At 39.9% G+C, this 12,087-nt stretch carries 8 protein-coding genes and 1 pseudogene; 6 read left to right on the forward strand and 3 right to left on the reverse strand.

The window, feature by feature from the left end; genetic code table 11:
- Nucleotides 1–2: 2 nt before the first annotated feature.
- Genes C8D97_RS07620 through C8D97_RS07640 form a run of 5 tightly spaced genes read left to right on the forward strand, consistent with a single transcriptional unit; the run spans nucleotide 3 to nucleotide 8,866 of the window.
- Entirely contained in the window at nucleotides 3–2,459 is a 2,457-nt protein-coding gene (locus tag C8D97_RS07620; protein ID WP_109763172.1) for a DUF5682 family protein, read from the forward strand.
- The gene (locus tag C8D97_RS07625; RefSeq protein ID WP_109763173.1) at nucleotides 2,456–3,583 is read left to right on the forward strand and encodes a VWA domain-containing protein; all 1,128 of its coding nucleotides are present in this window, start codon (nucleotides 2,456–2,458) and stop codon (nucleotides 3,581–3,583) included. The genes C8D97_RS07620 and C8D97_RS07625 overlap by 4 nt, the downstream gene beginning before the upstream one ends.
- Nucleotides 3,583–5,220 (forward strand): hypothetical protein, encoded by a 1,638-nt coding sequence (locus C8D97_RS07630; protein WP_109763174.1) that lies wholly within the window; start codon nucleotides 3,583–3,585, stop codon nucleotides 5,218–5,220. Before C8D97_RS07625 ends, C8D97_RS07630 begins: the two co-directional genes overlap by 1 nt.
- Nucleotides 5,221–5,508: a hypothetical protein gene (locus tag C8D97_RS07635; RefSeq protein ID WP_109763175.1), complete on the forward strand. Its 288-nt coding sequence runs from the start codon at nucleotides 5,221–5,223 to the stop codon at nucleotides 5,506–5,508. It abuts the gene before it with no gap.
- Nucleotide 5,509: 1 nt separating this feature from the next.
- Entirely contained in the window at nucleotides 5,510–8,866 is a 3,357-nt protein-coding gene (locus C8D97_RS07640; RefSeq protein ID WP_109763176.1) for a DUF4132 domain-containing protein, read from the forward strand.
- A gap of 129 nt (nucleotides 8,867–8,995) precedes the next feature.
- Here the strand turns inward: C8D97_RS07640 and C8D97_RS07645 are convergent.
- Both C8D97_RS07645 and C8D97_RS07650 read right to left on the reverse strand, forming a co-directional pair.
- Nucleotides 8,996–9,376 (reverse strand): annotated as a pseudogene (locus tag C8D97_RS07645) (transposase); the annotation flags it as partial.
- Between the two features lie 390 nt (nucleotides 9,377–9,766).
- A complete protein-coding gene (locus C8D97_RS07650; RefSeq protein WP_109763177.1) occupies nucleotides 9,767–10,519 on the reverse strand; it encodes a tetratricopeptide repeat protein in 753 nt (250 codons plus the stop codon).
- 365 nt (nucleotides 10,520–10,884) lie between these two features.
- Here C8D97_RS07650 and C8D97_RS07655 point away from each other — a divergent pair, with 365 nt between their 5' ends.
- Nucleotides 10,885–11,100 (forward strand): dodecin, encoded by a 216-nt coding sequence (locus C8D97_RS07655; RefSeq protein WP_109763178.1) that lies wholly within the window; start codon nucleotides 10,885–10,887, stop codon nucleotides 11,098–11,100.
- Between the two features lie 24 nt (nucleotides 11,101–11,124).
- Here C8D97_RS07655 and C8D97_RS07660 read toward each other — a convergent pair whose 3' ends face one another.
- Nucleotides 11,125–11,973 (reverse strand): LysR family transcriptional regulator, encoded by an 849-nt coding sequence (locus C8D97_RS07660; RefSeq protein WP_109763179.1) that lies wholly within the window; start codon nucleotides 11,971–11,973, stop codon nucleotides 11,125–11,127.
- Between the last annotated feature and the right edge of the window lie 114 nt (nucleotides 11,974–12,087).

A 12,087-nucleotide genomic window follows, 5' to 3' on the forward strand; every position in this document is an offset into this window, starting at 1 on the left:
TTTTGAATACTACCAATGAGAAGTTTGAGCGCAGTTTGAAAACAGATATGTTTAATTTCGATCCAGCGAAAAAGGGCAGCATTTATTGGGTACCTGTTCGGCACCACAGTCCGCAATGCAGCCGCCAACTCGCTCAGGTGTTCCGAAAATTTAAACCCGATGTGGTTTTAATCGAAGGGCCATCGGAAGCGACCTCGTTTATTTCAGATTTACAAAGCAAACAGACAAAACCTCCGGTTGCGCTTTATTTGCACGTGGTCGATAAAAAGAATTTGTGGGAAGCGGAAGATAACAAAACCAGGTATCGTTGCTATATCCCATTCGATGAAATGTCACCAGAGTGGAATGCCCTTGAGCTTGCAGCTAAATCAAAAATTCCGGCTAAATTTATTGATCTGCCATATCAGTCGCAATTGTCTATCAATTTACATCGCAGTCGCTTTAGTGATAAAGAAGACCAGCTGCTCTACGACGACGAAGCACTGAGTGAAAAAATCATCATTAAGAACCTAATCTCTTCTTCACATTGCCGAGATTTTGATGAATGGTGGGATCGTCATTTTGAAACTGGAACAAGTTATAACTCACCTGAGCCATTTTTCTACAATATGCATCAGTTCTGTCAGCTGGTTCGAGACGATGAAATTAATAATCAGGATCCGCTTTGTTTAGCTCGCGAAAAATATATGGCATTAAAAATTAAACGCCATATCGACAAAGGAAAAAAATGTTTAGTCGTAACAGGTGGTTACCATGGTATAGGAATCAATTATTATCTTAAATCATGGGGGCGAGATAATTCTTTGGATGAGAAAAAATTCGAAGAATTCCCAGGAATGAACTCACTTGAATCTAAGATTTATATTATTCCATATTCCAGACAAAGGCTGAACTCTACAATAGGCTATAGTGCAGGCATGCCTGATTTTGGCTACTATTCTGAACTATGGAAACGTATTAAGAACAAAAAACAAACGCCAGAAAATATGCAAGAATTTCATAGTCAACTTGCCTCCAATGTTTTTGCTTCTTTATCAAAAAATAAATTTACTGCCACCATTCCGGACAGCATTGAAAGTGTAGCCCTTAGTAACAGGCTTGCAAACTTACGCAATGTAACAGCTGGTCGAACAGAATTTAAAGATTCCATTGAAACTGCTTTTGTTAAATCGTCCTATGATCATGATGCCTTTCAAAAAATAGTCAAGAATATATTACAAGGTGACGCTAAAGGTCAGGTAGCGAGCGGCCTTTTGATCGCGCCTATCATTGAGGATTTTCGAAAAGCTTGTCAGGCATTTCGATTACCCAGAAACCCTTCAGATCGCCTGGAGAAAAATCTTGATATCTATAAAAGCACAAGACACCAGCAAGTTTCCCATTTTTTTCATCAACTCGAATTTTTAGAAATTCCTTACGCGTGGTTTAACTCAGGGCCTCAGTTTTCATTACAAAAAGATCTCAAGCGTGTGCGTGAAATTTGGGACGTTCAATGGAGCGTAGAAACAGAGGTTCGACTCATCGAGCAATCATACCTTGGAGAGTCGGTTCAGGAGGCCGCTTTACACCTTTTATTAATGAAAATGGATAGTAAAGATTCCCTGGGACGAATAATTCACGGAAAAGATAAAGTACCATTGCTGGTCAAGGCACTTTCAATGGGAATGCACGATATAATCTCGCCGATACTGCAACTCCTTGATCACTGGATTGATCAAGAAACTGAAGCCATTTATTTATGTGAAGGTTTTAATCATCTTGCTGTGGTCTATCGCGCCCGTGCCGCTCTATCTGCTGATAACCTTTCAGGAGTGCAAGAAGTCTTAAAGAATTGTTTTGAAAGAATTTGTGCAAGACTTCCCTGGTTTAATAGCACTTCCGAAGAGCAAGTTGAAGTCATTTGCACATCGATTATTAATATGTATCAGTTAGTTTCAATTGATACACCATGGTGCAGCAAAGGTGCATTTTGTGACTCTCTGATTCAGGTAAACAATGATATTCCCACGCCAAAGTTAAATGGTCTTTGCACTGGTATTCTTTACGATCTCCAGAGATTGAATATCGATAATGTAAAGCAGAGGTTTTATATTGCTTTTGGTCAGGCGGCATTAAATGCTTCTCATCTTGGCGAATTTTTATGGGGATTTTTACTGGTTGCCAAAGGCCGGTTTATCTCTGACAACAGACTTCAGGAAATGCTGACAGAAATTATCGAGCAATGTGATGAAGAAGAATTTATAGTATTCCTGCCCGCGCTGAGAATGGCTTTTACATCTCTCAGCCCAAGAGAACTAAGAAGTTTAACTAAAGCTCTGATTCTGCATTCTGATTGCGAAAATCCAGAGACTGTCAACTTTTCTGCTCCGATTAACTGGAACCAACAAGACCTTGAGCTATCGTTAAGACTTAGACAGGAACTCAGTAAACAATTAGCTCACTGGGGGATCGACTCATGATGAATCGTGAAGTAAGAAGGCGTTGGCGACTGATATTGGGAAAAGAATCATCATCACTTCAGGATGGTAATCAGTCCCAAAAACTGGGTTCAAAAGACTCAATGCGTGACGAGTCTTTGGAGTATTTATATCAACGAGAATATAAAAACCGCGGTGATCGTTCTGGTGGCATGGAAAAAGGTGAATTAGCCCCTGCAACCTGGCTAAGCAGAGTGAGAAAAGTATTTCCGAAGACGACAACTGATTATTTACAAAAGCAAGCCATTGAACGCTACCAATTAACCCAGTTACTCACCGATCCAGAAGTACTTCGAAAGGAGAAGCCGAACATTGATCTGGTTCAAACGTTACTCACTTTTAAAAATCATTTGCCAGAGAAAACCATGGTCGAGGTTCGGCGCATTATTCGAACCGTATGTGAGGAACTGGAGCAACAACTTTCACAAAAAGTCATGACAATGTTCAGTTCCAGGCGCATTCGTCACAAGCACGGTGGCCATAAACAACTGAATAATATGGATTGGAATGCAAGCATTCGTCGCAGTTTGAAAAACTATAATCAGGAATACGATTCTCTGATTTTGCAGCAACTCTATTTTTACCAGCGCCAGAACAAACAGGTGCCATGGGATTTATATATTCTTGTGGATCAAAGTGGTTCGATGCTTTCCTCGATTATTCATTCCGCCGTACTCGCTGCAATATTTTGCGGTGTGGGCTCGCTAAATACGCATTTAATTTTATTCGATACCGAAGTGGTTGACCTCACTGACCAGGTAGGCGATCCCATTGAGAATTTACTAGCTGTACAATTGGGCGGTGGAACCGACATTGGGTACGCCGTCAATTACGCTGCTTCAAAAGTCACAAACCCAAAGCGTAGTATGTTTGTTGTGAACAGTGATTTTTACGAAGGTGGCGTGACTGAAGTTCTCTACCGAGAAATCAAGAATTTAAAAGAAAGCGAAGTTCATTTATTAGGGCTCGCTGCTTTAAATAATACCGACACCCCTTGTTACGATGAAGAAATTGCTCGCGTTCTCGTTTCTCTGGGAATGCCCGTTGGTGCCATGACACCAGATAAACTCGCGCAGTGGGTTTCAGATTGTATGGGAGCAGCCTGATGGATAAATTCATACCTACAGGTAGCTGCCATCCAGACATCGCTTTATGGCTAGATTCTCTGACTGAAGAATATATTGTCACCTGGGCCAACAAAGGACTAGTTCGTCGAGGCAAAAAACTTTTAACGAAACAACAGGTTGACCAATGGAAAATCACAGAAAATGAAGTCAGTGCGCAAATAGATGGCTTTACTCAAAAACTATCAGAAGATGGATTTCACGGACTCTCCTGTAGCTGCGCAGCAACTGAATTGTGTCATCATTTAACTTGTTTCTTAGCTGGCTTGCTGACCTTTGATTGGTCTCAGTATCTGGATTCTACGGAAGAAGCCGGAGAACCCTGGATAATCAGTGATAAGAAAGCGCTCATAGACTCTTTATCTTCAGCGGCTATCGAGCGCGCGATACGATGGTTACAAGCAGGAATAAAATTCGACATTGAATTAACCGATAAAGCATTAACCGCAACTGTTTACGACAATATAGATTGCGAGGTTTACATTCCTAAAACCCAAAGCCTTGCTTCCGCAACCTGTAGCTGCAAAAAGGCAAAGTGTGAGCACATTGCACTAGTCGTTCTGGTACAAAATGGCAATCAAGATGTATCAGGAAACGACTTCCATGAAAATTCATTGTCTCCCGAACAATTGAAAACTCTGCAACGCTCACTGCTATGGCTCAATGAGCTCATCGTGCACGGCTTATCTGGCATGTCCAAATTACATATTCAACAAGCCAGCGCATTAGCAACTGAGCTCAAACAAAGTAATTTCCCTGTGCCTTCTAAAATGTTAACCCGTTTAACACAGTTTTTAGAGGAAGAATTAAACGGCCAACTCATCAGTAATACCAAACGAATAAGAAAGGCCATCCTTCCCTTGCATTTACATTTGAATGCGCTAACTCAAACCAGACTTCCCCAGCCTCTCAAAGACCTTGCCGGTGAACATAAGAGTCTATATATACGTTATCCGAAGCTCTGGCTCGACTATGTCTCTTGCACCTTATGGGAAACAGCTAGCGGCTACCATGGCTATTCAATCTATTTTTATTCCGAAGAACATGATAGCTACTTTTCATTATCGGATGCGAGAGATATCAATATGCAACCGGGATGGCGCGCGCGTTATGCGTTGCAGGAACTTCAGATTGGTGAATACCAATTACAAAACCTGAAAGGAAAGAATATTCAGTTTTCTAATATCTGGTTGAACAAGGATAATCGTTTGTCTCTGCGAGCAGATACGCAAATTGAATCAACAAGAGAATTCTCAATCAGTCAAAAGTTATCAGAGCAAAATACTGAGTCTCAAATCATGCATTGGATGAAGCACAAAAAGCAAAACGTCTTTGCTTCAGATTTTACACGATTTGCCATTATACCGGTGGGTGCTATAGAAAATCTCGAATTCGATCAATACGAACATCGATGGGAATCATTTTTCCAAAGTCAGGACAGCAGGTTAAAACTTATCATTCCGGCAGATGGATATGGCAACAGAACAAAAACAATGCTATCGCGTTATCCGAATCCTCAGGGGCTTTTTGGGCAATGGATAACAGAAAATGATCAATTATGTTTCTACCCGCTTTCAGTAATTAACAATAGGAAAATACATTCATTAACGGTAATCTAAATGACTAACTTTGAACAGTGGATAGAACAATGGGAAGCGATAATTGACGAGATTTTGAGTCTGGGTACTCGGCACCTGAACCAACCGCTAATCAGCGAATTAGCAAACTGGAAGCAAAATGCGATTGAACTCGGTTTTAAAACTGAAGCAGATTTGGCGAATACATTAATTGACAACGACGTCGAACACAATCAAAAGGTAGAGGCTTTTTTGCAGTTAGCAATAAGGCAGGAAATCCTCGCAAACAATTTAACGATAGACAAGCAACTCAACATAATAGGTGGATAATATGTTAACGGAAGAAATTATAACTATTGAAAAAGAGGATGCACAGCTTGAGCAAGAAGCTTCACTGTTTTCACTGGTAAAGGAATTCTCAGAATTGAGCTACTATTCGCCAGAGAAAAGTACTTTTAAAGAAAAATACAATGAAGAGGCCATTGAATTTCTTGAGCAGAATGTTCCGGGTCTACTAGAAAAATTTCCAAATTTTGAAGCGGAGTTTGATAATCAGGATCTGGACGACGCTATCTACGAGTACATAAGAGACAACGCAAAGGAAAATATATCACTGCCAAAACATTTACTGATTATTGATAAATGGAATGGCAGCCGGATAAATAAAACACTTAGCCTGTATAAACCCTTTATTGGAACTAATGATATTCTTAATGTTATACGACATTCCAGACAAAACATTTATTGGGCATTTAACTACCTTATGGACGTCATTAAGGACGGTTTTCTCAATGACGATCGCGTTACCAGTCTTCTCTATCAGGTTGTACTGGGAGAAAACAACGATTCTTTAAACGCGTTCAAATCTCTACAGAATAAATTGATGGAAGAAAGCGAGTTCGATAGTCGCGCTTACAAAGACATTAAAGAAAGAATTTCTCAGTTCGTTTTTGGCTATGGTGCACTTAAATGTATTAACCTGGACTTTATCAATAAACTACCCGACGAACAACAAAAAGCTGCTTACAAGAAGCTTTGCGCAGCTGAGGTGAAGGAAGAAGAATGGTATGAGCTGGACAAGATATTGAAGCCTCACGGGCATCGCGCGACTAACATAGGGGACAGTAAGTCAGAATCATTTATTGAGTACCTTAGAAAGGAATTGGAACAAACCAATGATGCGACCTGGGTAACTAATCTTGCTCTCAGCTTTCGAGGCGGCCACAACAAAACTACAGGCGAAATAGTCAGTAATGCGCTGTTTCGATTAAAGGAAGGTGTTAAATTTACCGCATTTACTCACCGTGAGCATGCTCAAAATATCAGGCATGCTAAATTAATTGAATACATGCTCGCTGATTGCCAGCTCAAAGCTAAGGAGGCTTTGGGATACAACTATGGTCGGTATTTTGGCAAGAAGAGAAGTATTGAAGAAGTTAACTGGGATTTCTTTGTCGAACATTGCGAAATTACCTTTGATTGTTGCTACCCAATATTTCACCAAATGCCAATTGAAAAATGGCAATGGCTTTGGGAACAACCAATAACAAATAAAGCAAAGCGTTTTATATTGAACAATGCATTAACCAAGATCGAAAGATCTCTTAATGACGATTCTTCTATGGCAGAGCAACTTAAAGATTGCTTTAACAAGTGGTTACAGAGCAACATAGAATCATTCGACCGTAAAAACTATCTACACCTGAACGTCGGATATTCTGAGATGGAAGGGATCTACACCGCTTTATACATGTGGGATGTATATACGCCCAACATTAAGACTCAGTACGTACGAGAAATAAACGAATCACTCGGCTACATGAACTCGGATCATCCTAAAACATTAGAGCTTCTTGGTTTGTTATGTAATCACAACCTTAAGGATTTGATGAGATATAGAGATAATCGCCTGGAAGTTTTGACATGCCTGTCTGACGATTCATTTGAACAACTTTTGGAGAACATTGAACTTATTGAAAAATCCAATGCTTCCATAAAATACTTGTCAAAAGGATTGGCCAATGTTTCCTGTAAATTAATTGATAACAGTGGTCTATATGTACACGCCAAAAAGCCTGTGCGAGACTCAGCGCAATGGAGCCTTAGCCTTACAAATGACCCTGAAGCAACTAACGTCATTAATGAACTGCTTGGTAATAAAAAAGCAAAACTAACTGACGTTCAGATTAGTCATTATCTCGATAAACTAGAAAGCAATGGTGATTCCATTAGAACGAATCCTCTGGAAACAGACAATCTTCATGCCTATTGCGAATCTAAAATCAATAAAACCAACATCAAAAAATTACAACGATTGTGGAGTCCTGATTTAGGAGAAGCCTGGGGAGAGAATTCGGAAATTCTACAGTATGCGCTAATCGTTTTGGCCCAAAATGAATGGGGAGGTGTACCCAGAATTACCCGTCTTTGTTTCGAAACAATCAATCCGCAACAGCGAAAAGCAATTGCCACGAAAGTCATCGAAGCATGGGCGAAGGGTGAAGGACATAAATCGGATTTCTGGGTACTTGATTTGCTCACAGAATACTCCGACGAAAACACTATTCCAATGCTTCAAAAGTTAGTTGTTGACTGGCATAAGAAGTATCGTTTAAGGGCTGCACAAGTAGTTACTGTATTGGGTGTTATGGATACAACTATGGCGCTAAACATTTGTGACGAGTTCTATAAAAAATCGAAGTACTCATGGGATGTCAGAGAAGCGGCAAAAGATGCACTAAAAGCTGCCGCAAAACGACGGGGAATTCCATTATCTGAGTTATACGATGAACTTGTACCGACTTTTGGTTTAAGTAAAGAAGGACTTAAGTTAAATACCGGTACGCGAAATTTCACCGTTAATTTGCAGGCCTCTCTCGACCTGACAGTCACCGATGATGAAACAGGAAAAACTTATAAAAGCCTCCCAAAAGCCAAGAAGGACGATGATCCTGAATTACGTGCCGCAGCGGATTGTCAGTACAAGTTACTCAAGAAAAATGTTAAGCCGATGATCAAATCGCTTAAAGATCGCTTTATTGAGTCCTTTGATATTGGGAAATCCTGGGCAGCCCCTCGTTGGAAAATGTTGTTCCTCGAACATCCAATTATGTCCCTGGTTGGTCAGGCATTTATCTGGGAACATAACCTGGATGGTAAAAAAGCATACTTCCGAATTTCCGAAGACCTGAGTCTAATTGATGCAGATGATGAAGAAGTTAATTTCGAGGATAGCGAAATCATGTTGATGCATCCAGCGGAAACACCAAAAGAGATTTGCGACGCCTGGCGTGAACATATGAGCGACTATGATATTGAGAGTTTTATCGACCAGTTAGGTGCAAATGACCTTTCTGATATAGCAATTGATTGGGAATCTAACACCCTTGATATCTTCAATAAAACAGATGCATTGTATGGCAAATTCAAGCGGTTGATGGCAAATAATAACTACGTTGTAGGAGACGGTGATGGTTCATGGATTTTCGATTACTATCGACAATACACTAATGCCCCGTGGATGGTTGAAGTTAATATGGAGGAGTGCCGTTCATATTTTAGTTTTGACGAAGCGGTAACCTTTGGAAAAATTAACTTCGTGAAAAAGAAAGACAGCCAAGCACTACGCAATGTACCTAAACGACTAATTTCAGCAGTAGTTTCTTTGATTCAGGAGATTCAGAAGTAAACATAACCAGTATTTAAAAATTGACTGTTCGAATTTTGCAGGGCGGATTTACGATAGCGTAATCCGCCTGGCATTAATTCCGGGAAGCAGAGTTTTTGACCCTGTAAATTATTTTGTGTAACTGTCAGTTCAAACATATTCATCTAAGCGGCCATCAAATACTATCATAAAATGATTTAAGACCGCTTTCCAATTTCTGATTGGCATTGTCCACTTTTTAGACGCATCCATGATCGCAAGGTAGACGACTTTTCTTGCTGAATCATCTGTCGGAAAGAGCTTTCATTTCTTAATCGATTTTCGAATCATGCTATTCAGCGATTCAATCGCATTGGTTGTATAAATCGCTTTTCGGATTTCAGGGGGATAATTGAAAAGCGTGTTAATATTGTGCCAGTGAGTATTCCATGTGCGACTTATCTGCGGTTTTTTTTCATTCCATCGTTCAGAGAACTGTTCAAGTACTAGTAAAGCTTCTTCTTCCTTAGTTGATTGATAAATGCGTTTTAAATGTAAGCGTCCAGCTAACTGTACATTGTAAGCGAGGCCATAACTTTTAAACTGTCTCCTGATTTTATTTTTTCAGGAGACTCCTATGACCCGTAGAACCCAACAAGAATGGCTTGCGCTGATTAAACGTAAGCGTCCGGCAATACAACAAATAAGTCACCTTCAACAGTTGGCATAAATCTCCTTAATTTCTTTCTAGTTAGTACGCGAGAGCAAACTTTATGAACTAACACTGTTAGCTATATGTATTTCATTCGATATAATTATTAGGGTCAATGTGAATTGACACATCTTGTATATCTATTCGCAAATCGGCCAACTGCGGACTAATTTTTACATTCGAAAACTTCAAGTTCATCTGACCTTTTGGTTTGCTCTTGGTTCTTGTAGTTAGTTATTCTTTTGTTGCCTTAGTCTACCTAATGCTCGCTCAGCATCAGCAGAATAGCGGTTGTTTTCGTGTTCTGCTGCCTTGCATAGATAATACTGCGCTTTCTCTATATTTTCTTGCACAAAACGTCCATCTAGATAGTCTGAACCAACTCTGTACTGTGCAAAGGCATCACCTGCATCTGCTGCTTTTTGGAGCCAGCTCATTGCCGCAGATGTATCTCTGTCGCACCCTTTGGAATTAATAAACATACTATATAGCATGAGCATTGAGTCTAAACACTCTGTAATAGCTTCATTTAAACAACGCTCATGTAATATTTTCCACTCACATTGAAATGGTTTTTGACTGAGTCTAAATTCATCCGCAATTCTATTTATCGGCATATTTAGATCTCGAAACTCATCAAAGAATTCTCTAAGCTCTAGGTTTATATTAGAGTCATCAGCGTTTAGTTTAATTTGGACTGAATAAGTTTCACTGAACCAACTCCACTGCCAGCGATTTAAATAAGGTTTTGCTAACATTTTTTCATTATCATTTTTTAGCGCATAAAGCTCATCCTCTAATCCTAAATCCTTAAAATGAGAAGTAATTACAGTAATATCACTTAAGTAATCAGCGCAAAAATCATAGTTAAGTGACAGGCTTGAAGCTTTGCCAGTTGATATTCCTACTGAAAGACCATTGAAGTTATAAGAGAAGTAGTCATCTTCCATGCTATTTTTTAGCATCTCTATGATTTTCATCATCGAAACCAAGACTTATTAAGTTTCATCGATGCAAACTTAGTCATACTGACTTTTCCTTGCGGATATTTTTATTCGCTACTGATTTTTATTACTTATTAAGTTTTATCTTGTAAAACAGCATGAAACACATTCAACCAGTTTCTTATCCCCTGAAAAACAGTCGTCTATAATCTATAGTTATCCTGTGTTTATATTTAAATTATCAGACAAATTAAAACTCCATTCTTTAATGGAATAGAGTTTTAATTATTATTTGTTTTTTATCTAAGAGTTTAATAAAAGCCATCTCAATAATAACGAACGAAGCTGAGACAAGACAAACTTTGAGATAGCTTCTAGTAATAACAACACTAAAGGAGAACCCCATGTCCGATCATCACACGTACAAAAAAGTAGAACTGGTTGGTTCATCACGTACCAGTATTGAAGACGCCATCCAAAATGCCATCTCAGAATGCAGTAAGTCAGTTAAAAATCTGGAATGGTTTGAGGTAGTCGAAACCCGCGGACACATAGTGAGCGCTAAAGTTGCGCACTATCAGGTCACCGTTAAAATTGGCTTTAAAATTGAGAACAGTTAAATTCTGATTTAACGTTTGCTCGCACTATTTTATGGTTCGATTAACACGGCAGACATCAATGACCGATTGCAACACAGGATCAATGGCCACTTCGCTGGAATAGGCCAGACCAATAATCCGATCAAACTGCATGCCATGAATTTTTAGCAGTGGTAATTGCTGGGTGTGAAAAAAACTTGGGTGATCCGGCACTATTGCTGCACCCACTCCCGCTGCGACCAGTTCAACCGCATACTCTACGGTGCGAATTCTTGCCCGTACATTCATTTTAATATCAAACGGCTCCATGGCACGGATTAACGTTCGGGTAACCAGACTTGGCGAGCGTAAAATAAAATTCAAACCGTTCAAGTCTTCAAACTTAAGCTCCGACTTATAACTTAAGGCGTGTCCGGGCGGTAGCGCCATCAAAAACTCATCACGCCAGAATGGCATAAAGATTTCGTCAGGCTTGACCATATTCGATGAGATGATTCTGGCTTCACAGGCGCGTTTTTCAGCGTCCACCAGAGTCAACTCCAGTCCATCCACCGAATCTATAATTTCCTTGATCAGATGACTCATCCGCGAAGCCCCCAAAGCGGGTACCACGCCCAGTCGAAACGGTTGTATGGCGGCTTCTTTCTGGAACAACTGCTTTATCGAACGCGCCTGACCGGTCAGTTGTTTGGATAATGGGTAGAGCCGGTGCGCCGCATCGGTGGGGGTTACACCTCTTGCGTGGCGCAAAAACAAATCCTCCTCCAGATACTGCTCAAGACTCTGTATCGCCGATGAAATGGAAGGCTGCGATACAAAACAGTGTTTTGCTGCAGCGCTAATGCTCTCCAGTTCGTAGGTGGATTCAAAATAACGAAGTTCACGTAAATCCATGAATACTCACATCTTTTTATATTATGAAAAACCAAGCCATAGCTTTTAACTATACCTAATATACGGAAACAATATTATTCCTTTATCTCCGAAAACGCTATAGTTGCCGCGAAT

This window comes from Pleionea mediterranea, assembly GCF_003148745.1.
In the GTDB taxonomy this organism is placed as follows: domain Bacteria; phylum Pseudomonadota; class Gammaproteobacteria; order Enterobacterales; family Kangiellaceae; genus Pleionea; species Pleionea mediterranea.

What these genes read in the sequence shown, in the direction of transcription:
- C8D97_RS07625 (WP_109763173.1), top strand. Translation starts at nt 2,456, where the DNA reads ATGATGAATCGTGAAGTAAGAAGGCGTTGGCGACTGATATTGGGAAAA.
- C8D97_RS07630 (WP_109763174.1), top strand. Translation starts at nt 3,583, where the DNA reads ATGGATAAATTCATACCTACAGGTAGCTGCCATCCAGACATCGCTTTA.
- C8D97_RS07635 (WP_109763175.1), top strand. Translation starts at nt 5,221, where the DNA reads ATGACTAACTTTGAACAGTGGATAGAACAATGGGAAGCGATAATTGAC.
- C8D97_RS07640 (WP_109763176.1), top strand. Translation starts at nt 5,510, where the DNA reads ATGTTAACGGAAGAAATTATAACTATTGAAAAAGAGGATGCACAGCTT.
- C8D97_RS07650 (WP_109763177.1), bottom strand. Translation starts at nt 10,519, where the DNA reads ATGATGAAAATCATAGAGATGCTAAAAAATAGCATGGAAGATGACTAC.
- C8D97_RS07655 (WP_109763178.1), top strand. Translation starts at nt 10,885, where the DNA reads ATGTCCGATCATCACACGTACAAAAAAGTAGAACTGGTTGGTTCATCA.
- C8D97_RS07660 (WP_109763179.1), bottom strand. Translation starts at nt 11,973, where the DNA reads ATGGATTTACGTGAACTTCGTTATTTTGAATCCACCTACGAACTGGAG.